The 23,149-nt window shown below is 75.9% G+C and carries 21 protein-coding genes and 1 tRNA gene; 9 read left to right on the forward strand and 13 right to left on the reverse strand.

Annotated features, from left to right (window positions below; genetic code table 11):
* Positions 1-44: 44 nt before the first annotated feature.
* Both AC3WT4_RS15175 and AC3WT4_RS15180 read right to left on the reverse strand, forming a co-directional pair.
* The gene (locus AC3WT4_RS15175) at positions 45-2,711 is read right to left on the reverse strand and encodes an ABC transporter permease (protein ID WP_492315820.1); all 2,667 of its coding nucleotides are present in this window, start codon (positions 2,709-2,711) and stop codon (positions 45-47) included.
* Positions 2,708-3,493, reverse strand: a complete 786-nt coding sequence (locus tag AC3WT4_RS15180) for an ABC transporter ATP-binding protein (protein WP_492315821.1) — start codon at positions 3,491-3,493, stop codon at positions 2,708-2,710. The genes AC3WT4_RS15175 and AC3WT4_RS15180 overlap by 4 nt, the downstream gene beginning before the upstream one ends.
* A gap of 160 nt (positions 3,494-3,653) precedes the next feature.
* On the opposite strand from AC3WT4_RS15180, the gene AC3WT4_RS15185 reads away from it, so the two are divergent.
* Positions 3,654-4,748: a Gfo/Idh/MocA family protein gene (locus tag AC3WT4_RS15185; protein ID WP_108051028.1), complete on the forward strand. Its 1,095-nt coding sequence runs from the start codon at positions 3,654-3,656 to the stop codon at positions 4,746-4,748.
* Between the two features lie 96 nt (positions 4,749-4,844).
* Here AC3WT4_RS15185 and AC3WT4_RS15190 read toward each other — a convergent pair whose 3' ends face one another.
* A complete protein-coding gene (locus tag AC3WT4_RS15190) occupies positions 4,845-5,054 on the reverse strand; it encodes a hypothetical protein (RefSeq protein ID WP_021482922.1) in 210 nt (69 codons plus the stop codon).
* Between the two features lie 123 nt (positions 5,055-5,177).
* Here AC3WT4_RS15190 and AC3WT4_RS15195 point away from each other — a divergent pair, with 123 nt between their 5' ends.
* Positions 5,178-5,681 (forward strand): MarR family winged helix-turn-helix transcriptional regulator, encoded by a 504-nt coding sequence (locus AC3WT4_RS15195; RefSeq protein WP_074810292.1) that lies wholly within the window; start codon positions 5,178-5,180, stop codon positions 5,679-5,681.
* 77 nt (positions 5,682-5,758) lie between these two features.
* On the opposite strand, the gene AC3WT4_RS15200 is transcribed toward AC3WT4_RS15195, so the two are convergent.
* Positions 5,759-6,487, reverse strand: a complete 729-nt coding sequence (locus AC3WT4_RS15200) for an HAD-IA family hydrolase (RefSeq protein WP_108051006.1) — start codon at positions 6,485-6,487, stop codon at positions 5,759-5,761.
* Positions 6,488-6,562: 75 nt separating this feature from the next.
* Here AC3WT4_RS15200 and tmk point away from each other — a divergent pair, with 75 nt between their 5' ends.
* Both tmk and AC3WT4_RS15210 read left to right on the forward strand, forming a co-directional pair.
* Positions 6,563-7,327 (forward strand): dTMP kinase, encoded by a 765-nt coding sequence (tmk, locus tag AC3WT4_RS15205; RefSeq protein ID WP_492315822.1) that lies wholly within the window; start codon positions 6,563-6,565, stop codon positions 7,325-7,327.
* On the forward strand, positions 7,324-8,460 hold the full coding sequence (locus AC3WT4_RS15210; RefSeq protein ID WP_074810288.1) for a DNA polymerase III subunit delta': 1,137 nt from the start codon (positions 7,324-7,326) through the stop codon (positions 8,458-8,460). Before tmk ends, AC3WT4_RS15210 begins: the two co-directional genes overlap by 4 nt.
* 6 nt (positions 8,461-8,466) lie before the next feature.
* Here AC3WT4_RS15210 and AC3WT4_RS15215 read toward each other — a convergent pair whose 3' ends face one another.
* The 3 genes from AC3WT4_RS15215 to AC3WT4_RS15225 form a co-directional block, all read right to left on the reverse strand.
* Positions 8,467-9,456 (reverse strand): TIGR03557 family F420-dependent LLM class oxidoreductase, encoded by a 990-nt coding sequence (locus tag AC3WT4_RS15215; RefSeq protein ID WP_492315823.1) that lies wholly within the window; start codon positions 9,454-9,456, stop codon positions 8,467-8,469.
* Positions 9,457-9,526: 70 nt separating this feature from the next.
* A complete protein-coding gene (locus tag AC3WT4_RS15220; protein ID WP_108051002.1) occupies positions 9,527-9,907 on the reverse strand; it encodes an SHOCT domain-containing protein in 381 nt (126 codons plus the stop codon).
* A 108-nt stretch (positions 9,908-10,015) separates the two neighbouring features.
* Positions 10,016-11,329 carry a low temperature requirement protein A gene (locus AC3WT4_RS15225; RefSeq protein ID WP_492315824.1) on the reverse strand — a complete coding sequence of 438 codons (1,314 nt, stop codon included), beginning with the start codon at positions 11,327-11,329 and terminating at the stop codon, positions 10,016-10,018.
* Between the two features lie 126 nt (positions 11,330-11,455).
* Here AC3WT4_RS15225 and AC3WT4_RS15230 point away from each other — a divergent pair, with 126 nt between their 5' ends.
* The 3 genes from AC3WT4_RS15230 to AC3WT4_RS15240 all read left to right on the forward strand — a co-directional run bounded on the left by AC3WT4_RS15230 (position 11,456) and on the right by AC3WT4_RS15240 (position 13,882).
* Complete coding sequence (locus tag AC3WT4_RS15230) at positions 11,456-12,052, forward strand: hypothetical protein (RefSeq protein ID WP_074810279.1); 597 nt, start codon at positions 11,456-11,458, stop codon at positions 12,050-12,052.
* An 88-nt stretch (positions 12,053-12,140) separates the two neighbouring features.
* Positions 12,141-13,694, forward strand: coding sequence for an alpha/beta hydrolase (locus tag AC3WT4_RS15235; protein WP_074810275.1), 1,554 nt, complete (start codon positions 12,141-12,143; stop codon positions 13,692-13,694).
* 112 nt (positions 13,695-13,806) lie between these two features.
* Positions 13,807-13,882, forward strand: a tRNA-Thr gene (locus AC3WT4_RS15240).
* Between the two features lie 100 nt (positions 13,883-13,982).
* Here AC3WT4_RS15240 and AC3WT4_RS15245 read toward each other — a convergent pair.
* From AC3WT4_RS15245 to AC3WT4_RS15260, 4 genes are all read right to left on the reverse strand, one after another.
* Positions 13,983-14,747: a hypothetical protein gene (locus AC3WT4_RS15245; protein ID WP_492315825.1), complete on the reverse strand. Its 765-nt coding sequence runs from the start codon at positions 14,745-14,747 to the stop codon at positions 13,983-13,985.
* 91 nt (positions 14,748-14,838) lie between these two features.
* Complete coding sequence (locus AC3WT4_RS15250; protein ID WP_074810465.1) at positions 14,839-15,438, reverse strand: alpha/beta family hydrolase; 600 nt, start codon at positions 15,436-15,438, stop codon at positions 14,839-14,841.
* Positions 15,439-15,589: 151 nt separating this feature from the next.
* On the reverse strand, positions 15,590-17,896 hold the full coding sequence (locus AC3WT4_RS15255; RefSeq protein WP_492315826.1) for a heavy metal translocating P-type ATPase: 2,307 nt from the start codon (positions 17,894-17,896) through the stop codon (positions 15,590-15,592).
* 114 nt (positions 17,897-18,010) lie between these two features.
* Positions 18,011-19,048, reverse strand: a complete 1,038-nt coding sequence (locus AC3WT4_RS15260) for a LacI family DNA-binding transcriptional regulator (protein ID WP_492315827.1) — start codon at positions 19,046-19,048, stop codon at positions 18,011-18,013.
* Between the two features lie 105 nt (positions 19,049-19,153).
* On the opposite strand from AC3WT4_RS15260, the gene AC3WT4_RS15265 reads away from it, so the two are divergent.
* The gene (locus AC3WT4_RS15265; protein WP_492315828.1) at positions 19,154-19,645 is read left to right on the forward strand and encodes a hypothetical protein; all 492 of its coding nucleotides are present in this window, start codon (positions 19,154-19,156) and stop codon (positions 19,643-19,645) included.
* A 54-nt stretch (positions 19,646-19,699) separates the two neighbouring features.
* Here AC3WT4_RS15265 and AC3WT4_RS15270 read toward each other — a convergent pair whose 3' ends face one another.
* Together AC3WT4_RS15270 and AC3WT4_RS15275 are read right to left on the reverse strand one after the other, a co-directional pair.
* Positions 19,700-20,404, reverse strand: a complete 705-nt coding sequence (locus AC3WT4_RS15270; protein WP_492315829.1) for a hypothetical protein — start codon at positions 20,402-20,404, stop codon at positions 19,700-19,702.
* A gap of 182 nt (positions 20,405-20,586) precedes the next feature.
* Entirely contained in the window at positions 20,587-20,919 is a 333-nt protein-coding gene (locus AC3WT4_RS15275; protein ID WP_074810261.1) for a cupin domain-containing protein, read from the reverse strand.
* Positions 20,920-21,085: 166 nt separating this feature from the next.
* Between AC3WT4_RS15275 and AC3WT4_RS15280 the strand changes: the two genes are divergently transcribed.
* Positions 21,086-23,149 (forward strand): ABC1 kinase family protein, encoded by a 2,064-nt coding sequence (locus AC3WT4_RS15280; protein ID WP_492315830.1) that lies wholly within the window; start codon positions 21,086-21,088, stop codon positions 23,147-23,149.

The raw sequence follows: 23,149 nt of genomic DNA on the forward strand, positions 1-23,149 counted from the left end.
CTCCCGGACGCGACGAACTCCCGCACTCAGCGGGAGGCGGGGTGTCAGTCGACGGTCACCGCGTCGAGGACCGGGAGGCGGGCGGCGCGGATCGCGGGCCAGACGCTGGCAACGAGCCCGATGACGACGGCGACGCCGAGGATCGCGAGCACCTGGCCCCACGGCACGGCGAGCGTGCTCAGCCCCTCGTCGGCCAGCACGCCCGGGAGGGCGGCGCCGATGCCGATGCCCGTCGCGACGCCGAGCACCGTCCCGTAGACGGCGGTGAGCACCGACTCGATCGCGATGACCCCGGCGAGCTGGAGGCGTCCCAGCCCGACGGCGCGCAGCAGCCCGATCTCGCGCGTGCGCTCGATGATCGACAGCGCGAGCGTGTTGACGATCCCGAGCAGCGCGATCACGATCGACAGCGCGAGCAGGGCGTAGAGGATGACGAGCACCTGGTTCACCTGGTCGGCGAACGCCGACGCGGTCTGCTCCCGGTCGAGCACCGTGACGACGAGGAACGGCTCGACCGCCGACGTCAGCGCGGTGCGCAGCTCCTCGACCTCCGCGGGGCTCGCGCCGTCGGCCGCCGACACGTAGACGATCCGCACGCTCGTCTGGGCGGCCGGCACGACGGCGTCGAACACGTCGTCGCGCACGAGGACCCCGGTCCCCACGAGCTGGCTGTCGATCACCGCGCCCACACGCGCCTCGACCGCGGTATCACCCTCGCCGAGCCGCAGCGTGTCGCCCACCTCCCAGCCGCGCTCGCGCGCGGTGCGCCGGTGCACGACGACGTCCCCGTCCTCGAGCGTGGACGTCGGGTCCCCGGCGAGCGTCACGGGCTCGAGCGCGGTGTCGAAGAACCCGGCGGGCACGCCCGCGACGTCGGTCCCGCGCGCGCCGTCGTCCGTGCCGTCGGCCGCGCTGTCGTCCGAGCCGGAGCCGCCGCCGACCGCGGCGACCGACGCCGACCCGAGCCGGACCGTGTCCACGACGGCGGCGCCCGGCGTCGCGGTGACGGCCTCGACCGCGCCCTCGGGCACGACGAGGGTCGCGGAGTCGACCACGAGGTCGGCTCGCACCTCGTTCTCGACGATGCTCCGCACCGACGCCTGGGTGGAGGCGGCGATGACGCCTGTGACCGACACGAGGGCCATGCCGATGAGCAGGGCCCCGGCGGTGCTCGCGGTGCGGCGGGGGTTGCGCGTGACGTTGCCGCGCGCGAGGCGACCGAGCGGGCGCAGCGTGACGACGAGCGGCCACGCGAGCACCGCGAGCACGCCCCGCGCGACGGCCGGCGACCCGACGAGCACGCCCACGAGCACGAGCCCGGCCCCGACGCCGAGGAGCACGCGCGGGCTCAGGCCGTCGACCCAGGCCCAGCCGGTCGGTGCGTCCACGACCGAGGACCCCAGGTACGCCGCGAGCCACAGGACCCCGGCGCCCGCCGCGACGACGACCACGCCACCCACGGCCCGCAGGCCGGTGCCGCGGTCGGGAGCGACGTCGTCGCGCATCGCCTGCACGGGCGGGATCGCGGCGGCCCGCCGCGCGGGCAGCACGGCCGCGAGCACGCTGACGACCGCCCCGAGCGCGACGGCGGCCACGACCTGCGGCGCGCCGAGCGGGACGCGCCCCGAGAACTCCATGCCCGCGAGCGCGAGCCCCCACCGGATGACCCGCACCAGCCCGGCTCCGGCGAGCACGCCGAGCCCGCCACCGACGAGCCCGACGACGAGCGCCTGGACGAGGACCGACGCGAACACCTGGCCCGGTGACGCGCCGAGCGCGCGCAGGAGGGCGAGCTCGCGCAGCCGCTCGCGGACCGACATGGCGAACGTGTTCGCGATGATGAACGCGCCGACGAACAGCGCGATGGCGGCGAACACGAGCAGGAAGGTCTCGACGAACCCGAGCACCTCCTCGACCGCCTCGCTCGCCTCGGCCCGCGCCTGCTCGCCCGTGACGGCCTCCGCGCCCGACGGCAGGACCGACGCGACGCGGTCCGCGAGCGCGTCCTCGTCCACCGGCCCGGACGAGTCGGCCCAGACGGCGATCTGGGGCACCAGCCCGTCGGGCGCGTAGACCTCGCGCGCGGTGTCGCCGTCGATCCCGACGAGAACCGCACCCGCGGCGGCAGCCTCGATGCCGAACACGCCGGACACGGTCACGGGGCGCGGCTCCCCGCCCAGCACGACCGTCGTCTCGTCGCCCGTGGCGAGGTCCGCGGTCTGCGCCGCGCTCTGCTCCAGCACGATCTCGCCCGGGCCGGGCCACGCGCCGTCGAGCAGCGTGAGGCTCGGGTCCTCCGGGTCGACGGAGAACGCCGTGCTCGGCGGCCCGGTCGTCACGACGGCCGTGCCGTCGGCCGCGACGAGCACGACGGGCCCCGACACGTCCGGCACGGCCCGCTCGACGCCGTCGACGTCCTCGATCTCCTCCGTGAGGTCCGCCGGGACGAGCGTGCGGTCGCCCGCGAACCCGCCCCCGCCGGCCGCGCCGCCGCCGGCCGGTCCGGACGCGTCGCCCTCGACCTCCTGCGCGCCGCGCACGTAGACGTCAGCCGTGAGCGTCGTCGCGATGATGTCGTCGAACGTCGAGGAGAGCATGCCGCGGAACGCGAACGTGCCGACGACGAACGCGACGCCGAGCGTCACGGCGAGCACCGACAGGACGAACCGCACGACGTGCGCGCGCACGCCCCGCAGCGCGACGCGGATCATGCGGCGTCGTCCGCGGCGAGCGCGAGCGCGTCGAGGATGTCCTGCTGCGTGGGGTCGTGCAGCTCGCCCGCGAGGCGACCGTCCGCGAGGAAGACGACACGGTGCGCGTACGACGCCGCGCGCGGGTCGTGCGTGACCATGACGACCGTCTGGTCGAGCTCGTCGACGGAGCGGCGCAGGAATGCGAGCACCTCGCCCGCGGAGCGCGAGTCGAGGTTGCCGGTCGGCTCGTCGGCGAACACGATCGAGGGCCGCGACACGAGCGCCCGCGCGCACGCGACGCGCTGCTGCTGCCCGCCCGACAGCTCGGAGGGGCGGTGGTGCAGGCGGTCGGTGAGCCCGACGGCGGTCGTCACCTCGTCGAACCAGTCGCGGTCGACGCGCATGCGTGCGATGTCGAGGGGGAGCGTGATGTTCTCCGCGGCCGTGAGCGTCGGGACGAGGTTGTACGCCTGGAAGACGAACCCGACGCGCGTGCGGCGCAGCGCCGTGAGCCGCCGCTGCGACATCCGGCTGATCTCCTGCCCGTCGATCACGACGCTGCCGGACGTCGGGGAGTCGAGCCCGGCGAGGCAGTGCATGAGCGTCGACTTGCCGGAGCCGGACGGCCCCATGATCGCGGTGAGGCGGCCGCGTGCGAAGTCGACGTCGACGCCGTCGAGCGCCCGCACGGCCGTCGGGCCGGAGCCGTAGACCTTGACGAGGTCGCGCGCGCTCGCCCGCGCCTCGGGCGCCCGCGCGTCGGCGTCGGCGGTCTCGGTCCGGTGCGCGGGCGGCGTCATGCCCCCATCGTGACGTGCCGCACCGCCGCGCGCACCACCCGCACGGGGGAGGTCCGGCGGGAGGTGCGGGGGAGACGCGCGTGCGAGCGGTGGCGGGGTCCGTCGTGCGGGCTGTGGACGAGCGCGGGTGGGGCGGCCGCGGGGCGATAGCGTGGGCCTCATGAGCACCGTCGCCCCGCCGCCCGCCGCGCACCCGGACGAGTCCCCGGCCGCCTCCGGCGTCCACCCGTTCCCCGACCTGTCCGCGGAGGTGACGGGCACGGTCCCCGACCCGCGCAGCGCACCCCCGATCCGCTGGGGCATCCTCGGTGCGGGCGGCATCGCCTCGTCGTTCGCGGAGGCGGTGCGCCTCCACACGCAGGGTCGCGTCGCGTCGGTCGGGTCGCGCGACCGCGTGCGCGCCGAGCGCTTCGCGACGGCGCACGGCGTGCCCACGACGCACCACGGCTACGACGAGCTCGTCGAGGACCCGCAGGTGGACGTCGTGTACGTCGCGACGCCGCACTCGCACCACCACGAGCACGCCCTGCTCGCGATCCGCGCGGGCAAGCACGTCCTCGTCGAGAAGGCGTTCACGCGCAACGAGGCCGAGGCGGTCGAGGTGCTCGACGCCGCGCGCGAGGCGGGCGTGTTCGTCATGGAGGCCATGTGGACGCGCTTCCTGCCGCACGTCGCCGCGCTGCGCGGGGTGATCGCGCGCGGCGAGATCGGTGACGTCGTGAACCTCAGCGCGGACCACGGCCAGTGGTTCCCGTTCGACCCCGAGCACCGGCTCTACGCGCCGGAGCTCGCGGGCGGAGCGCTCCTCGACCTCGGCGTGTACCCGGTGTCGTTCGCGCACGACCTCCTGGGCGCGCCGTCGTCGGTGACGGCCGTCGGGGCGCTCACGGAGACGGGCGTGGACGGGCAGGTGAGCATCGTGCTCGGCTACGGCGACACGCAGGCGACGCTCTCGACCACGCTGTGGTCGCGCACCGCGAACACGGCGGTGATCTCGGGCACGGCGGGCCGCATCGAGGTCGAGGGCACATTCTACGCGCCGACGTCGTTCCGGGTCGTCCGGCACGACGGCGCGTCCTGGTACTACGACGGCTTCTCCGGCGAGGGCAAGCAGTACCAGGCCGCCGAGGTCGCGCGCCGCGTCGCCGCGGGCGAGACGCAGAGCCCGCGCATGTCGTGGGACTCGACGCTCGAGGTCATGCGCACGCTCGACGAGGTGCGCCGCCAGGTCGGGGTCGTCTACCCCGGGGAGTGATGCTCGGACGCGAGATCGACCCGCGCGGTCGAGATCGACCTGCGGCGGGTCGATCTGGCGACGCGCGGGTCGATCTCGCGGCAGGCGGGAGCCGCGTCAGTCGGTGTGCTCGACGACGTAGCTGCGGCCGTCGGGGCCGGTGACCCGCTCGAAGCGGGTGCGCAGCTCCTGGTCGCGCTCGCGCTCGGCGTCGGACACGCCGCGGCCGTCGGCCTCCTGTCGCCCCAGCTGTGCCGGGCCGAAGATCGGCAGGAAGCCCTCGGTGATGCGCATGCCGAGCGTGCGCTTGTCGTTCTTGCGCGCCACGGTGTCCTCCGCTGGTGTCGCGTCGCCGGCCCCGGGGGCCGGTGGCTGGTGCTCGTCGGCTGATGGTTGGTGCACCAATGATTGGTGTACCAACAATAGCGCGATCCTCGGTAGCATGGCGCCATGGCGAGCGAGGAGAACGGCGGGGCGTCCGCACCGGGCGCGGCGACGCTGTTCGCGGACCCGCTCGCGCTCGAGGCGCAGGTCTGCTTCGCGCTCTCGGCGGGGGCCCGCGGCATGGTCGCCCTGTACCGGCCGCTGCTCGAGCCCCTGGGCATCACCCACCCGCAGTACCTCGTGCTGCTCGCGCTGTGGCAGGACGACGCGGCGGGGACGACGTCGACCGTCGGCGACCTCGCGGCCCGGCTGCACCTCGACGCGGGGACGCTGTCGCCGCTCCTCAAGCGGCTGGAGAGCCTGGGGTACGTGCGACGCTCCCGCTCGCCCGACGACGGCCGCCAGGTCCGCGTGACGCTCACGCCCGAGGGGCGCGCGCGGCGTCGCGACGCGGAGCGCATCCCGCCCGCCATCGTCGCCGCCACGGGCCTCACCCTCGACGAGCTCGCGGAGGTCCACGCCGCCGCGTCGAAGGTGGTAGCGGCCGCCCGACGCGCCGGGGTCTACTGACCGACGGCATCCCGCCGAGCATGCGGTTCTGGCCCGTCAGGGGACGAGGACGGGAGACGACCGCATGGTCGGCGGGGTCAGGCGTCCGTGACGCGGACTCCGTCCGGGTCGACCGTGAAGCGCACCGCCGCCAGACCCGCCGCCAGCGCGTCGGGTGCGGGGGACGCGGACGCGAGCTCGTCGGCCGTGTGCGTGCCCGTGACGACGAGCACGGCGCAGCCCGCCGCGCGGGCCGACGCGACCCCGGCCGGGGCGTCCTCGACGACGAGGCAGCGCGTCGGGTCGACGCCCAGGCGCTCGGCTCCGAGGAGGAACGGGTCCGGGTCGGGCTTGCCGCGGGCGACGTCGTCCGCGGTGACGACCACCGACGGCGCGACGAGGCCCGACGCGGCCATGCGCGCCGCCGCGAGGGGGCGCGTGCACGACGTGACGATCGCCTGCCGCTCCGGGGGCAGGACGGCGAGCGCGTCGCGCGTCCCGGGGAGGATCGTCACGCCCTCGTTGTCCTCGAGCTCCAGCTCGTGGATGCGTTCGTACGCGGGCTCCACCTGGTCGGCCGGCAGGAGGGTCGCGATGAGCGTGCGCGCCGGGGTGCCGTGCTGGATCTGGAACTCCTCGGCGTCGGGCAGGCCGTGCTCCGCGGCCCAGCGACGCCAGTTCCGGTCCACCGCCGGGACCGAGTCGATGAGCGTGCCGTCCATGTCGAACAGCACGGCGTCGAACGTCCGGCCGGCGAACGCGACGCCGGGGGCGGGCAGGGGAGCGGGCGCGGGGTCCGTCACGGGGGCGGTCACGGGATCGGGCATGGCCCGAGGCTATCCCGCGCGTCCGGCGCCCCGGGGGACCGGCCCGTGTCCGACGTCGCGACTAGGGTGGTCGCCGTGAGCGCACCCGGGTACTTCATCTCCTTCGAGGGCGGCGACGGCGTCGGCAAGTCGACGCAGGCGCGCCTGCTCGGGCAGTGGCTCGGCGAGCTCACGGGGCGCGAGGTCGTGCTGACGCGCGAGCCGGGCGGCACCGAGCTCGGCAAGGAGCTGCGCGCCGCGGTGCTCCACGGGCAGGACATGGACCCCCGCACGGAGGCGCTCATCTACGCCGCGGACCGCGCGCACCACGTCGCGAGCCTCGTGCGCCCCGCGCTCGAGCGCGGGGCGATCGTCGTCACGGACCGCTACCTCGACTCGTCGGTCGCCTACCAGGCGGGCGGGCGCGAGCTCGGCGCGGACGAGGTCGAGCTCATCTCGCGCTGGGCCGTCCAGGACCTCCTCCCGGACGTGACGATCCTGCTCGACCTCGACCCGGCGGTCGCGGCCGGGCGCATCCGCCGCCAGCACGACCGCCTCGAGCGCGCGGGCGCCGAGTTCCACCGCCGCACGCGCGAGGCGTTCCTCACGCGCGCGGCGTCCGACCCGGACCGCTGGGTCGTCCTCGACGCCGCGGGGTCGGTCGACGACCTCCAGGCGCAGATCCGGGTCGACGTCGCTGCGCGGCTCGAGCTCACGCCCGTCGTCGAGGAGGCCGAGGACACGGTCGCCGCGCTGCCCGACGACGGCTTCGACGACACGGACAGCGCGATCGGCTACGCGCCGGGCACGGACCTGCTGCCGGGCGCCCCGGCGCGGCCGACCGGGGACGCGCGCGCATGAGCGTCTGGGACGACGTCGTCGGGCAGGAGCAGGCCGTCGCGACGCTCCGTGCCGCGGCGACCGACCCCGCCGCGATGACCCACGCGTGGCTGCTCACCGGCCCGCCCGGGTCCGGCCGCTCGAACGCCGCGCGCGCGTTCGCGGCGGCGCTCCAGTGCGAGCAGGGCGGCTGCGGGCGCTGCCAGGCGTGCCGCACGACGCTCGCCGGGACGCACCCGGACGTCACGCTCGTCGCGACCGAGCTCGTGACCATCAAGATCGACGACGTGCGCGACCTGGTGACGGTCGCGAGCCGCAGCCCGTCGCAGGGTCGGCGCCGGGTCATCGTCGTCGAGGACGCCGACCGCATGGCGGAGCGCACCACGAACGTCCTCCTCAAGGCGATCGAGGAGCCCGCCCCGCACACCGTGTGGATCCTCTGCGCGCCCAGCCCGCAGGACGTGCTCGTGACGATCCGGTCGCGCTGCCGCGGGGTCGTGCTGCGGGTGCCGCCGGTCGAGGCCGTCGCAGGACTGCTCGTGCAGCGCGACGGCGTCGACGAGCACGTCGCCCTCGTCGCGGCGCGCGCGGCCCAGAGCCACATCGGCCTCGCCCGGCGCCTCGCGCGGGACGCGGGCGCGCGCGAGCGCCGCACGTCGGTGCTCTCGCTCGCGCGGCGGGTTCGCGGGGTGGGCGACGCCGTGCTCGCGGCGGGGGAGCTCGTGGACCTCGCGCAGGCCGAGGCGAAGGCCGCGACGGAGGAGCGCGACGCCGCGGAGAAGGCCGAGCTCCTGCGTGCCCTCGGTGTCGCGGACGGCGAGACGCTCCCGCCGCGGCTGCGCTCCCAGCTCCGCGACCTCGAGGCCGACCAGAAGCGGCGCGCGACGCGCCATCAGCGCGACGTGCTCGACCGCGCGATGGTCGACCTGCTCTCCCTGTACCGCGACGTGCTCGTGGTGCAGCTCGGGGCGCAGGTCGAGCTCGTCAACAGCGAGCTCGCCGAGACGGTGCGCGCGCTCGCGGAGGACTCGACGCCCGAGCAGACGGTGCGGCGCATGGACGCCATCGGTGTCGCGCGCGAGCGCCTCGAGGGCAACGTCGCGCCGCTGCTCGCCGTGGAGGCGATGGTCGTCGCGCTGCGGCCCCAGGGCTGACGGCCGTCAGCTCGACGGCGCCGCCGCGCGGAGCTTCTCCAGGAGCGGTCCCGCCGCGGTCTCGAGGAACTCGCGCTGCCCGACCTCGCCCACCTGGACGAGCGCGAGGTCGGTGAACCCGGCCTCCCACCACGCGGACGCCGCCTCGACGACCGCGTCCAGGTCCGGGCCGCACGGGATGGACCCGGCCACGTCCTCGGGCCGCACGAACGCCGTCGCCGCCTCGAACGCCTCGGTCGTGGGCAGGTCCGCGTTGACGCGCCAGCCGCCCCCGAACCACCGGAACTGCTCGTGCGCGCGCGCCACGGCCGTCTCCTCGTCCGGGTCCCAGCAGATCGGCATCTGCCCCACGACGCGCGACGGCGCGAGCTCGGCGTGCTCGCGGACGGAGGACCACCGCTGCACGACGCCGGCCTCGGGCTCGGTCGTGACGAGGTGGTCGGCCAGCGGGGCGAACCGCTCGATCGACTGCGGGCCGGAGACGGCCACCCCGATCTCGACGGTCTCGTCGGGCAGGTCCCAGAGCTTGGCCGAGTCGACGCGGTAGTGGACGCCCTCGAACGTGAGGCGCTCGCCGTCGAGCAGCGAGCGGATGATCTCGACCGCCTCCTCGAGCATGTCGTGCCGCTCGCCGGCGGCGGGCCAGCGCTCGCCCGCCACGTGCTCGTTGAGGTTCTCCCCGGCGCCGAGCCCGAGGGTGAAGCGGTCGTCGGACAGGAGCGCCACGGTCGCGGCCTTCTGCGCCACGACCGCGGGGTGGTAGCGCAGGAGGGGGCACGTCACGTACGTCATGAGGCCGACGCGCTCGGTCGCCTGGGCGACCGCCCCGAGCACGGACCACGCGTACGGGGCGTGGCCCTGGGCGTCGAGCCAGGGGAAGTAGTGGTCGCTCATCACCTCGAAGTCGAAGCCGACGCGCTCCGCGTCGACCGCGTGCTCCACGAGCGCGCGAGGGCCGGACTGCTCGGTCATGAGGGTGTAGCCGAAGCGGGTCATGTCTCGATCGTGGGACGGGCCGGGCCCACCCGCACGCGGGTGCGCCCGGCCCGATGGGGCGGGCCGACGCTCAGGCGAGCGCCTTGGCCTTGAGCTGCGCGAACTCCTCGGGCGTGATGGCACCCGAGTCGAGGAGCGCCTTGGCGTGCGAGATCTGCTCGGCCGGCGACGTCGTCGCGACCTGGCGGATGTAGGCGTCCGTGTCGTGCTTCGCCTGGACGACGGCCGCGGCCTGCCGCTCCGCCATGCCGCGCCCGCGCGCGATGAGGTAGACGAGCGACGTCAGCACGGGCAGGAAGATGAGGAAGATGATCCAGACCGCCTTCCACCACCCCGACAGCTCCCGGTCACGGAACAGGTCCGCGATGATCTGGAAGAGCACGATGAGGTACGCGATGAAGAAGAAGCTCCACACGAGGAGCCAGAAGAAGTCCCAGAAGTCCACGGTCACGCCCTTTCTCGACGGGTACCGCGACGCGACGGCCTGCTGCCCCGCGCCATCAGGGCGAACGTAGCGACGTCGCGACGATCGCGCCCGGCGAGACGCGCGGTCCCCGCCTCACGGCGTCCCGGCCGGCGGCCCCGACGGCGCGCCCGGCCCGTCCGACGGCGCACCCGACGGCTCGACCGACGGGGCGTCCGACCGTTCGCCCGGGGCCCGCCGCGCGCGCACCACGTCGCCCACGATGACCGCGAGCAGGACGCCGTCCGTCGTCCAGTTGAGGGCGAGCGGCGAGAGCCACGCGTGGCCGACGAAGAGGACGCCGACCGCGACCGCGCCCAGCACGTGCGGGAGCGACCAGCGCCCGCCCGTCGCACGCCGGAACAGCGCGTTCCCCACGAGGTACGTCGCCGCCGCCCCGCACACGAGCCCCGCGGTCCACGCGTCGGCGTGGCCGCCGTCGTGCCCGAGCGGGTGCAGCAGCACGAGCTCGTCGGCGACGGCGGTGAGCACGATCCCGGCGACGATGACGAACGGGACGTACGTGTACGCCGTCTGGGCGACCATCCCGCGCTCGGTGCGCGACGTGAAGTACTCGGTGGCGCGTCGCTCGGACCGGTCGAAGAACAGCAGCCACATCAGCACGGTGCTCGCGAAGGCGGAGCAGAACGCGGAGACGGTCGTGAGGTCGAGGGGGAGCTCGGCGAACGCGGCGCCGGTGACGATGATCGACTCGCCCAGGCAGATGATGACGAACAGGCTGACGCGCTCGGCCATGTGCTCGCCGCGGACCACCCACGTGCTCGCGCGCGACGCCCCGATCCCGGGGAGCCAGAACATGGCGCGCGGCCCGGCGACGTCGATCGCGGCCGCGGCCACCCACAGCAGCAGCCGGTGCTCCTCGACGAGGCCGCCCGCGACCCACAGCGCGCCCGACGCCGCGAGCCACGTCGTGATGCGGACGAAGTTCACCGCGTTCTCGGGCCACACGCGGCCCATCGCGACCATCGTGAAGAGGCTGCGCCCCACCTGCATCGCGACGAGCATGACGGCGAACAGCAGGCCCTTGTCGCCGAACGCCTCCGGGATCGCGCTCGCGAGGACGAGGCCCAGCAGCATGAGCACCACGAGCAGCGCGCGCACGGGCAGGCGCTCGGGGTCGAGCCAGTTCGTCACCCACATCGTGTCGACCCACACCCACCACACGGCGACGCCGAGCAGGAGCGTGTGGCCGAGCGCCTCGACGCCGGGGTGGGCGATGAGCCCGTGGGAGAGCTGGGTGACCGCGAAGACGAACACGAGGTCGAAGAACAGCTCGACGTAGCCGACCCGGCTCGAGTCGCCGCCGTCGCCGTGCCGCAGGAGGTCGGTGCGCAGGCCCCAGGGCAGCGGGGGCCGCTCGGTGCCGCGGGTCGGGTGCGGTGCGTCCATGCGGGGATGCTCCCACCCCGGGTCACCGTCGGGTCACGATCCCGCGGCGCGTCGGCGGTTCGGCGCGCGCGAGGGCCCCGCGCGGACCACGATGGTCGCGCACCCGTCGCCGACCGAGGAGTCCTCATGGTCCCCGCCCGTCGTCCCGCCACCCGGACCGCCCGCGTCACCGCGGCGCTCGCCCTCACGGCCGCGGTCGCCCTGCTCGGAGCGTGCGCGTCCGACACCGACGGGGGCGGCGACTCCACGAGCGCCGCCGAGGAGACCACCGAGCCGGACGGCGAGCCCTCCACGGAGCCGACCGACGACGCCACCGACGAGCAGCAGGGCCTGCCTGACGCCGCGACGATGGACGTCGTCGCGGGCGCGCACGGCAAGGGCCTGCCGCCCGGCGCGGACGCGCCGACCGAGGGCGGCACCGGTGCCGCGTGGAGCGCCGAGCCGGGCCTCCTGCTCGTCGTGACCTTCGGGTCCAGCACGTGCCCGGTGCTCGCCGAGGACGACGCCGCGGTCGAGGGGAGCGACGTCGTCGTGTCGTTCGTCGACATCCCCGCCGACACCGCGTGCACCATGGACTACGTGCCCGCGACGTCCGTCGTCGCGGTGCCCGACGACGTGGACGCGAGCGCCGACGTGAGCGTCGTGCTCGGGGACCACGGGACCGTCGTCGTGCCGCCGCCGGCCGAGGGATCGGCCGGCGAGTTCGCCTGGACCGCGGGCTGACGACCCTCGCGGTGAAGAGCGCGTGAAAGGACGGGCCGCCGCCGGTGGGCCGTCTCCCGCGCGACGGGCGAGCGGCTACCGTGTCCGGGTGACGACGTCCCCCTCCTCCCGCCCCGCTCGCCGCGCCCTGGCCTGCGCCGCGACCCTCGTGCTGGCTCTCGTCGCGGGCGCGTGCTCGGCACCCCCGAAGCAGCAGACACCCGTCGAGGACGTCGCGACGTCGTCGTCGACCGGCACGGGCGAGACGGGACCGGAGGGCTTCGAGGAGTTCTACGGGCAGACCCTCGCGTGGGAGGGGTGCGGGGCCGGCTGGGAGTGCTCGACGGCGCGCGCCCCCCTCTCGTGGCAGGACCCGGCGGCGGGCGAGATCGAGCTCGCGGTCAAGCGCCAGCCCGCGACCGGCGAGCGCATCGGCTCGCTCCTCACCAACCCCGGCGGCCCCGGCGCGTCAGGGGTCGACTTCATCGCGTCCCTCGCGCCGACCGTCGGCGAGAGCGTCACCGCGGCCTACGACCTCGTGGGCTTCGATCCCCGCGGGGTCGGCCAGTCGTCGCCCGTGGTGTGCCTCGACGACGCCGCGAAGGACGAGTCCCTGTCGCGCGACTTCGACACGGACGAGGCGGGGCTCGAGGCGCTCGCGGAGGACCGCCGCGCCTGGGCCGACGCGTGCGCCGAGAACACGGGCGAGCTGCTCGGCCAGGTGGACACCCAGAGCGCCGCGCGCGACATGGACATGCTGCGCGCCGTCCTCGGCGACGAGAAGCTCGCGTACCTCGGCTACTCGTACGGCACGCAGCTCGGAGCCACGTACGCGGGGCTGTTCCCGGACAAGGTCGGCCGCATGGTGCTCGACGGCGCGATCGACACCTCGCTCGACCCGGACGAGATCTCCGAGCAGCAGGCCGTCGGTTTCGAGAACGCCCTGCGCGCGTACGTCGAGGACTGCCAGGCCGGTGCCGGGTGCCCCCTGAAGGGCGACACGGACGCGGGGATGCGCCAGATCCGCTCGCTCCTCGACGCCGCGAAGGCGAACCCGCTCCCCACGGACTCGGGCCGACGCGTGACGCAGACGCTCGGCTTCTACGGCGTCGCCGTCACGCTGTACAACGACCAGAGCTGGCCCGTGCTCACGCAGGCGCTCACCGAGGCGATCGAGGAGGGCACCGGCAACGGCCTGCTCTACCTCGCCGACTTCTACAACGACCGGAACGCCGACGGCACGTACGCGTCGAACTCGTCCGAGGCGTTCCGGGCGGTCAACTGCCTCGACGGCCGTCAGGACGACGACCCGGCCGCGATGCAGGCCCAGCTCGAGCGGCTCGAGGAGGAGGCCCCCACGATGGGCTACTTCTTCGCGTTCGGCGGGCTCACGTGCGACGGCTGGGCGTACCCCGTCGTCGACCAGGAGTTCGACCTCGCCGCGAAGGGCGCCGCACCGATCCTCGTCATCGGGACGACCAACGACCCGGCCACCCCGTACGTGTGGGCCGAGGGCCTCGCCGAGACTCTCGACTCTGCCGTCCTGGTCACCTGGGAGGGCGAGGGGCACACCGCCTACGGCCGCGCGAACGACTGCCTGAGCGACGCCGTCGACGCGTACCTCGTGGACGGGACCGTCCCCGAGGACGGGCTCCGCTGCTGACGCGGAGGGCGCCCGACGGCGGCCCTCGGGGCCGCTTTGGAATCTGGCCCGGTCGTTGGGTACAGTAGGCGCTCGTTGCCACCGGTTCGCCGAGCGGACCGGGACGTAGCACGCCGCCTTAGCTCAGTCGGCAGAGCGATTCACTCGTAATGAATAGGTCAAGGGTTCGATTCCCTTAGGCGGCTCCATCACGGCAGAAAAGGCCGGGTCTTCGGACCCGGCCTTTTCTGCTCCCGGAGCACGGTGTCGCCGTGGACCCCCGGCCCGCCGCAGAGCCTCGTCGAGGCCTCAGCCGACGCGGCGCACGAGCAGGATCACACCGCCGGCCGCGGCGGCGACGAGCCCGCCGACACCCACCGCGGCGAAGGTCGGGAAGGCCTCGCCCGCGGGCGGGGGCGGCGCCGTCCGGTCGACGGAGGCGAGCGGGACGCGCACCGGGTCGGGGCCCGCGGTCGTGGGCGCGACGGTCGGCGTCGGCTCGACGGGAGCGGCCGTCGTCGGATCCTCCGTCGGCTCCTCGGTCGGCTCTTCCGTGACGTCGGGCTCCGGCGCGTCCGGTGTCTCGACGGGCGCCTCCACGGTCGCCGCGGCGGGCGGCTCCTCGGCCGGGGGCGAGGCGACCGGTGCGTCGGTGGCCGGGGCCGGGGGCGGCGTCGTGGGGGAGGGCGCGACCTGCGCCGTCGTGCAGACGGGGTCGTCCCCGTTCCAGCGCGCGTGCTGCGCCCGCAGCCCGGACACCTGGGCCCACGTGACGCAGTAGCCGTCGGGGAACGTGCGCGTCGGCACCGAGAAGGCGAGGAACCCGTCCGCGGAGTCGCGCGGGCCGTAGGAGTCGGAGTAGTACCGCTCGCGGCTCCCGTCCGGCGCGCTCACGGCGTAGGAGACGGCGCCCCACTCGGACCAGAGCCGCTCCGGGTCGAACGAGACGCCGTCGACGCTCACCTCGAGCCCGCTCTCGCCGTCCCGGCCGACGGCGGTCGCGGGTGCGGCGGTGACGGCCACCACGAGCACCGCCAGGGGTGCGAGGGCGAGCAGGCGGCCAGCGGCGCGCATCAACACCTCCGGGTCGTTCGGGTGTGGTCCGCGGCACATCGTACGCAGTCGTGCGGGCCGGTCGGAACGCCGTGGTGGCGCCTGAGGCGCGTCAGGCTCCGAGCGTCGCGAGCCACCGGACGACGGCCTCGCACACGGCCGCGTCCTGGCCCTTGAGGTCGTGGGCCCCGGGCAGCTCGACGCGCGTGACGGGACCGGGGATCGCGGCGGTGTGCTCGGCGAGCTCGTCCGGCGTCGCGAACGGGTCGGTGCGCCCGGACACGAGGAGGACCGGCACGTGGAGGTCGGGGAAGTGCTCCGTCCGCAGCCGCTCGGGCTTGCCCGGCGGGTGCAGCGGGTAGCTGACGAGGGCCAGCCCGGCAGCGGGGAGCCCTTCGGCGACGGCCATCGAGCACATGCGGCCGCCGTACGAGCGGCCGCCGAGCACGAGGCGGTCCGTCGTGGTGCCGAGCTCGGCGGCGAACGCCTCCGCCTCGGCGCGGACGTGCGCGACCGCGACGGGCGGACGGTCGGGCATCCGCTTGCCGGCGATCCGGTAGGGGAAGTCGACGCGGCGCACGGGGACGGGCGGGTCGAGGGCGCCCAGCGCCTCGTCGATCGCGACGAGCGCGCGGTGCTCGCGGCTCGCGCCGGCTCCGGGCGTGAGCAGGACGCCGGCGACGGGCCGGTCGTCGGGGGTCGGCGTGGTCACCGTCCCAGTCTTGCAGCGCGCACGACGTTCCTCGCGGTCGAGCACGACCCTCCGCGTGGCCGACCACGAGGTTGCCGTCGTCCTCCGCGGGAGAGCGACGGCAACCTCGTGGTCGGGGCGGGCCTCGCGGCCCGGGTCACCGCGGCCCGGGTCAGCGCGCCGCGAGCCGCGCCGGGTCGAGGTCCGTGCGACGCAGCAGCTGCGCGTTGAGCGCGACGATCACCGTCGACGCGGACATGAGGATCGCGCCCACCGCCATCGGCATGACGAACCCGACGGGCGCGAGCACGCCCGCGGCGAGCGGTACGGCCGCGATGTTGTAGCCCGCGGCCCACCACAGGTTCTGCTGCATCTTGCGGTACGACGCGTGCGACAGCTCGATGATCGACAGCACCGCGCGCGGGTCGGAGCTCGCGAGGATCACCCCGGCCGAGGCGATCGCGACGTCGGTGCCCGCGCCGATCGCGATGCCGACGTCCGCCTGGGCGAGCGCCGGGGCGTCGTTGACGCCGTCGCCGACCATCGCGACGACGCGCCCATCGTGCTGCAGCTCCGCGACCTTCGCGTCCTTGTCCTCGGGGCGCACGCCCGCGAACACCTGGTCGATGCCGAGCTCGCGCCCGACCGCTCGGGCGACGGGCTCGGCGTCGCCGGTGATCATGACGACCCGGATGCCGCGCCGGTGCAGCGCGTCGACGGCCTCGCGCGACTCGGGACGGATCGCGTCCGCCAGGGCGAACGCGCCCACGACCTCGCCGGACCGCGAGTCGGACGCGGTGCCGGCGTCGCCCGCGACGACCACGTGCAGGACGGTCGACCCGTCCTCGGCCCACGTCGCGGCGTCGGGCAGGGGGTCGAGACCGCGCTCGCGCAGGAGCGCGGGACCGCCGACCGCGACGCGGCGGGCGCCGTCGGGGGTCGGGACGGTCGCCTCGACGCCGACGGCCGTGAGCGACCGGAAGTCGGTGGCGCGGGGGACGTCGTCACCCCGCTCCTCGGCCGCCCGCACGATCGCCCGGGCGAGCGGGTGCTGGCTGTCCGCCTCGGCCGCCGCGGCGAGCGCGAGGAGCGCGGCCTCGGACGTGCCGCCCGCGGTCGCGACGTGCACGACGACGGGCTCCCCCGCGGTCAGCGTCCCCGTCTTGTCGAACAGGACGGTGTCCACGGTGCGCATGCGCTCGAGCGCCAGGCGGTCCTTGACGAGGACGCCGGCCTTCGCGGCGCGCTCCGTCGACAGCGAGACGACGAGCGGGATCGCGAGGCCCAGCGCGTGGGGGCAGGCGATGACGAGGACGGTGATCGCCCGGATCAGCGCCTGCTCGGGCGTGCCGAAGACGAGCCACAGGCCGATCGTCAGGGCGGCTGCGCCGAGCGCGTACCAGAACAGCCACCCGGCGGCGCGGTCCGCGAGCCGCTGCGTCTTCGTCGACGACGCCTGCGCGTCCGCGACGAGCCGCTGGATGCCTGCGAGCGCGGTGTCGTCGCCGACGGCCGTGATCCGCACGCGCAGCGCGTCGTCCGTCGCGACGGTCCCGGCGACCACGGCGTCCCCGACGGTGCGGCGCACGGGGCGCGACTCGCCGGTGATCATCGACTCGTCGACGTCCGCGGAGCCCGACGCGACCTCGCCGTCCGCGGGCACGCGCCCGCCCGGCCGGACGACGACCAGGTCGCCCACCCGCAGGTCCGTCGGCGCGACCGTCGTCACCGTCCCGTCCTCGGCGACCCGCTCCGCCTCGTCCGGGAGGAGCGCGGCGAGCGAGTCGAGCGCGGACGCGGTCTGCGCGAGCGAGCGCATCTCGAGCCAGTGGCCGAGCAGCATGATGACGACGAGGAGCGCGAGCTCCCACCAGACGTCGAGCTCGTGCGCGAGCAGGCCCAGGCTCGCCCCCAGCGAGGACACGAACGCCACCGTGATGGCGAGCGAGATGAGCGTCATCATCCCGGGCTTGCGGCTCCGCAGCTCGCTCACCGCACCGGTGAGGAACGGGCGCCCGCCCCAGGCGTAGATCACCGTGCCGAGGACGGGGGACACCCAGGGGACCCAGGCGGCGTCGGGCAGGTCGTAGCCCAGGAGCATCGCGAACATGGCGTTCAGCGCGACCGTGGGGACCGCGAGGACGAGCATGATCCAGAACAGGCGGCGGAACTGCCCGACGTGGTCGCCGTGCCCGCCGTGCCCGGACATGTCGTGCCCGCCGTGCCCGCCGTGCGCGGCCATGTCGGGCCCGCCGTGACCGGTCATGTCGTGCCCGCCGTGACCGGTCGGGGCGCGGTCGCCGTGGACGGACGCCTCGTGCCCGGGGTGGTCGTGCGTCGCGTGGTCGTGCGTCGCGTGGTCGACGGCGGCGCTCGGTGCCGCTCCGTGGTGCCCGTGCTGCTCGTGCGCCTCGTGGTGCCCCTGCTCGCCGTCCGCGCCGGTCCGGCGCCCGGGGCCGTGCTCCGTGCGGTGGTCCACCGTGTCTCCTCTCGGCCGCTGATACCCCTAGGGGGTATCTCCTCCTCCCGATCATGCCGCGCAGGCACGGATCCGTCAACCGTTCAGGTGCGGGCCGTCAGCGCGGGCGTGGCGTCAGAGCGCCGGGGTGGACTCCCGCAGCACGACCGCGCACCGGACGGCCACGCGCCGGGGCTCGGCGTCGTCGTCCGGGGCGAGAGCCAGGCGCAGCGCCTGCTCGCCGACCTCGGTCAGCGGGATGCGGACCGTCGTCAGGCCGGGGGTGACGTCGCGCAGCGTCACGATGTCGTCGAAGCCGGCCACCGCGACGTCCTCCGGGACGCGCAGCCCGGCCTCGCGCGCCGCCGCCATCGCCCCGACGGCCATGACGTCGTTCACCGCGAAGACGGCGCGGGGCGCGCCGTCGGGCCCTGCGGCACCCACCTGGGCGAGCAGGTCGTGCATGCCGCCGTGGCCGCCGTCGCGCGTGAACGCGCACTCGACGACGGCGTCCGCCGGCACGGGGGACCCCAGCGCGGCGAGCGCGGCGGTGAAGCCCTGCGCGCGGTCCACGGCGGTGCGGTGGCTCGACGGCCCGGCCAGCACGCCGAACGCGCGGTAGCCCAGCCCGTGCAGGGCGCGCGCGAGGTCCGCCGCGCCGTCGGCGTTCGCGATCTCCACCGCGGGCAGGTCGCCGAGCGGCTGCCCGACGAGCGACACGCCGCCTCCCGACGCGCGGTACCGCTCCAGCGCGTGCCGCAGCGCGCCGTCGGCGTCGTCGGCGAGCCGGCCGCCGCCCAGCACCACCGCCCGCGCCCGCTGGCGGTCCATGAGCTCGACGAACGCGCGCTCGCGCTCGGGGGAGTGCCGGGTGCTCGTCAGCGTGACGATGAGCCCGTCGCGGTCGGCGGCCTCCGCGACCCCGGCCGCGAGCGACGAGAAGTACGGGTCCGCGATGTCGTGCACGACGAGCCCGACGCTCGTCGTGCGGCCGCGGGCCATGGCCTGCGCGCTCGGGTCGGGGGAGTACCCGAGCCGGCGCGCGGACGCGAGGACCCGTTCCCGCAGGTCCGGGCGCACGGTGCGGTTCGCGCTCCCGTTGATCGCGCGGGACGCGGTCGCGAGGGAGACGCCGGCGTCACGAGCGACCTCGCTCAGGGTGGGTCCGGGCACGGGACCAGGCTAGCGGGGCGCCCTGTCGCCGGGTGGGCCGCCCCGGGAGCGGTTACGTTCGGGAGAGCCCGGTCGACCGGGCCCCACCACGCCGCAGGAGGTCCCATGTCCCAGGACGCAGCCGCGCCGCGCGGCACGACGGCGGTGCTCGCCCGGGCGCTCGCGCTCGGCGTCGCCGCGGGCTCGCGCAGCAGCCTCGGGGTCGCGGCGCCGGTGCTGGCCGGCCTCGTGCGCCCCGGCGGGTCGGGCCGGTCGGGTCACGCGCCCGGGCCGCTCGCGCGCGGCGCGGCGCTCCTGGGCGTCCTCGGCGAGCTGGTCGGCGACAAGCTGCCGCAGACACCGAGCCGGCTCGCGCCGCCCGGCCCGGTCCTGCGCGTCGCGAGCGGCGCCGTGGGCGGCGTGCTCGTCGCCCGGCACCGGACCGGTCCCGTCGGGCTCGTCCTCGCCGCCGCCGCGGGGGCCGCGGGCGGGGCGGTCGGGACGTGGGGCGGGGCGGCGTGGCGACGCCTCGCCGTCGGCGAGCGGCCCGACTGGCCGGGCGCCGTCGCGGAGGACGTCACGGCGCTCGCGCTCGCGGCCTGGGCCGTGAGGGCCTGAGCGCCGCGTCTCCAGGGCCGGGGCCCAGGACGGTCCCGGTCGGGGAACCGTCCGTCAGCAGCCCGCCTGCTCGTACCGGCACAGCAGCTCCCACGCGGCACGGGCCTGCTCCGAGACCGTCTCGCGGGCCGCGCCGACGGTGCTCTCCCCGCCGTCGAGCGCGACGAGCGCGACCGCGGCACCACGCCGCGTGGTCGTCAGGTAGGTCCCGAGCGCCGTGTCCAGGTCGCCGCTCTCGCCGGACCCGTAGTAGTCCGTGGCGAGCCCGGTGCCCTGGGCGCCGACGCCGACCGGCTCGACCGTGTACGTCGTGCCCTCCGCGCCGCCCTGCGCCGCGCACGCGGCGAGCAGGTCCGCGAGCCGCGCGGCCTCGGCGGTGGCGGCGTCGGCGTCGGCGAACACGGCGACCTGGTGGACCCCCACGACGCCCTCGGCCGCGCCGTCCCCCTCGGTCGCGGTGCGCATCGCCGTGGCGTCCGCGGGGCCGCCGTCGGCGCACGCCTCCGGGAGGTGCCAGTCCGCGACCCCCTCCGCCTCGGCACGCCCGCCCTCCGCACCCCACGCGCCCGCGGGCAGCAGGACGTCGGCGGGCGCGTCCGTCGGGAGCGCCGGGGCGGGATCACCGGGCGCCGGGGTCGAGGTCGAGGGTTCCGGGGCCGACGGCTCCGGGGTGCCCGGGGTGTCGCCGGGGGCTGCGGTGCAGGCCGCGAGGACCAGGGCGCTCGCGGCAAGGACGGTCGTCGTCGTCGAGGCTCTCATCCGCACCACCCTGGCAGCCGAACGCTCGGCTCGCAGGACCACCTCACGCACGCCGCAGCCGCGGCCGCGGCTGCGCCGCGGCCAGCACCCCCACCCGCCGAGCACGGGGTCCGCGACCGTTCTCGTCGGGATCCGGTCGCTGATCGCGTGCTCGCGGGGCGCTCGGACCGGAAGACCGGGGCTCAGGGGGCCGGGATGCTCGTCACGGTCGTCAGGAGGAACGCCGCGTCCTCGACCGCGCTGACCGCGTGCCGCTCGTGCGTGAGCACGCGCAGCTCGCCCTCGCCGAGCTCGACGTCGCCCTCGCCGAGCGCGGTGACCCGGACCCGCCCGCGCAGCACCTGGATCGACGCCGCGGGCGGGGAGTTGTGCTCCCCGAGCTCGACGCCCGCGCGCAGCGCGAGGATCGTCTGGCGCAGCGGGCCGTCGTGCAGCACGACCTCCGCGCTGCGGCCGTTGGGCGCGGTGCGGGCGTTCGTGAGGTGGGCGTCCGTGAGGAGGTCGACGTTCGTCATCGGGGCTCCGGCCTGTCGGGGAGCTCCATCATGCCGCGCCGCCGACGTCGCTGCCGCCCGTGCCGCGGCCGGGTCGCGCTGGTTGCCGCGACCGGCTCGGGCGGGCGGGGCGCGCGCCGGTGGCGCGTGCTGGTGGTCTGCCGTGCGGTCCGGAAGAGTGGCCGCCATGCAGGTGGTCTCCGGTCTCCTCGTCGGTCTGTTCGGCCTCGTCTTCACCGTCGGGATGCTGCTGCTCCTCGCCGCGACGGCGCGGCGCGTCATGGGCGCGCCCGTCGGCTGGATCCGCTCGGCGGTCGTGGCCCTCGCGATGCTGTCGGTCGCGTCGTGGGTGCTCACGGGCGGCCTGCTCGACGCCGGCTGGTCGCGCCCGGACGGGACGCTCACGGTCGCGCCGGGAGTCGCGCTCGTCGCCGTCGTGCTCGCGTTCGCGTGGGCGTTCGTGCTCGGGCTGTGCGTGCTGCTCGTGCTCGAGCTCCTCGTCCCGACGGGCTCCGTCCCGGGGCCGTGGCGCGCGTTCCGAGGGCTGCGTCAGGGCCGTCGCGAGACGCGGCGCTACGCCCAGATCCTGGGGATCGGCGTCCGGCACGGCCTCGGCGGGGCGCTCACGCGCGGAGCGCGGCAGCCGGACGGGTCGCGCTTGTCGCGCACCGACCAGCGGCGGCAGGCGGCCGCGCTGCGCGACGCCCTGAGCGACGCCGGCGTGACGTTCGTGAAGTTCGGCCAGGTGCTGTCCACGCGCCGGGACCTGCTGCCCGCCGCGTTCGCGGACGCGCTCGCCACGCTCCAGAGCGAGGTCCCGCCCGCGCCGTGGTCGCAGGTGGAGGCGGCCGTCGCGGGCGCGCTCGGGCGTCCGATCGACCAGGCGTTCGCCGACTTCTCGCCGGAGCCGCTCGCCTCGGCGTCCGTGGGCCAGGTCCACGCGGCCCGCCTGCTCGGGCGCGACGTCGTGGTCAAGGTGCAGCGCCCGGGCGCCCGCGCCCAGGTCGAGACGGACCTCGCGATCCTCGGGCGGCTCGCGCGCCGCATCGAGCGCGACACGGCGTGGGGCCGCTCGCTCGGCGTCGTCGACCTCGCCGACGGCTTCGCCGCGTCGCTGCGCGAGGAGCTCGACTACACGGTCGAGCTGGAGAACACGCTCGCGCTGCGCGCGGCGCTCGCGCGGGGCGCGGCGGGGGACGGGAGCCCCGACGACGACGCCACCGACCCGGGCGCGGGCCCGCGCGTCCGGGTCCCCGACGTCTACCCCGAGCTCTCCGGGACGACGCTGCTCGTCATGGAGCGGCTCGACGGCGTTCCCCTCGGGCGCGCCGCGGACGTGCTCTCCGGCCTCGACGACGACGTGCGCGCCGACCTCGCCTCGCGCCTCCTCACGGCGACGCTCGAGCAGGTGCTGGTCGCGGGCACCTTCCACGCCGACCTCCACCCCGGGAACGTGCTCGTCACCGTCGACGGCCGTCTCGGCCTGCTCGACATGGGCTCCGTCGGCCGGCTCGGCGAGCCCGACCGGCTCGCGCTCGCGGCGGTGCTGCTCGCGGTCGACGCCGACGACGCCGTCGCCGCGACCGACGCCCTCCTCGAGCTGCTCGACGCCCCGGCCGACCTCGACGTGCGCCGCCTGGAGCGCGCCGTCGGGCAGGTGATCGTGCGGTTCCGCGGCGCCGGCGCGAGCGGCGCGATGTTCACCGCGCTCTTCCGGCTCGTCACCGACGCGGGCCTCGCCGTCCCGTCGCAGGTCGCCGCCGCGTTCCGGACGTTCACGTCGCTGGAGGGCACGCTGCGCCTGCTCGACCCCGGTTTCGACCTCGTCGCCGCGGCCCGCGCGACCGCGCAGCCGCTCGTGCGGCGCGTCGTGACACCGGAGGGCCTGCGCGAGCGCGCGACGAGCCTGTTCCTCGGCCTCGCGCCGGAGCTCGAACGGCTCCCGCGCCGGCTCGCGAAGATCACGAGCGACGTCGAGGCCGGGCGGCTCACCGTCACCGTCCGCTCGTTCGCGCACCCCGAGGACCGCGCGTTCCTCACCGGCCTCGTGCAGCAGGTCGTCTCCACGGTCATCGCCGCCGCGGCCGTCGTCGCGGCGGTCGTGCTGGTCTCCGCCGACTCCGGCCCCGAGCTCGTCGAGGGCCTGAGCCTGTTCGCCGTCCTCAGCGCTGCGCTCGGGTTCGTCGGGACCGTGCTCGCCGTGCGCGTCCTCGTGTTCGCGTTCCGGGGGTCGGCCGCGCGCCGCGAGTGA

Source organism: Cellulosimicrobium sp. EB106-03-01-XG111 (genome assembly GCF_058792115.1).

Bases quoted from the DNA above. Each gene is read 5' to 3' on its own strand.
- AC3WT4_RS15175 (WP_492315820.1), bottom strand. From the start codon at position 2,711: ATGATCCGCGTCGCGCTGCGGGGCGTGCGCGCGCACGTCGTGCGGTTC.
- AC3WT4_RS15180 (WP_492315821.1), bottom strand. From the start codon at position 3,493: ATGACGCCGCCCGCGCACCGGACCGAGACCGCCGACGCCGACGCGCGG.
- AC3WT4_RS15185 (WP_108051028.1), top strand. From the start codon at position 3,654: ATGAGCACCGTCGCCCCGCCGCCCGCCGCGCACCCGGACGAGTCCCCG.
- AC3WT4_RS15195 (WP_074810292.1), top strand. From the start codon at position 5,178: ATGGCGAGCGAGGAGAACGGCGGGGCGTCCGCACCGGGCGCGGCGACG.
- AC3WT4_RS15200 (WP_108051006.1), bottom strand. From the start codon at position 6,487: ATGCCCGATCCCGTGACCGCCCCCGTGACGGACCCCGCGCCCGCTCCC.
- AC3WT4_RS15210 (WP_074810288.1), top strand. From the start codon at position 7,324: ATGAGCGTCTGGGACGACGTCGTCGGGCAGGAGCAGGCCGTCGCGACG.
- AC3WT4_RS15215 (WP_492315823.1), bottom strand. From the start codon at position 9,456: ATGACCCGCTTCGGCTACACCCTCATGACCGAGCAGTCCGGCCCTCGC.
- AC3WT4_RS15225 (WP_492315824.1), bottom strand. From the start codon at position 11,329: ATGGACGCACCGCACCCGACCCGCGGCACCGAGCGGCCCCCGCTGCCC.
- AC3WT4_RS15230 (WP_074810279.1), top strand. From the start codon at position 11,456: ATGGTCCCCGCCCGTCGTCCCGCCACCCGGACCGCCCGCGTCACCGCG.
- AC3WT4_RS15245 (WP_492315825.1), bottom strand. From the start codon at position 14,747: ATGCGCGCCGCTGGCCGCCTGCTCGCCCTCGCACCCCTGGCGGTGCTC.
- AC3WT4_RS15265 (WP_492315828.1), top strand. From the start codon at position 19,154: ATGTCCCAGGACGCAGCCGCGCCGCGCGGCACGACGGCGGTGCTCGCC.
- AC3WT4_RS15270 (WP_492315829.1), bottom strand. From the start codon at position 20,404: ATGAGAGCCTCGACGACGACGACCGTCCTTGCCGCGAGCGCCCTGGTC.
- AC3WT4_RS15275 (WP_074810261.1), bottom strand. From the start codon at position 20,919: ATGACGAACGTCGACCTCCTCACGGACGCCCACCTCACGAACGCCCGC.
- AC3WT4_RS15280 (WP_492315830.1), top strand. From the start codon at position 21,086: ATGCAGGTGGTCTCCGGTCTCCTCGTCGGTCTGTTCGGCCTCGTCTTC.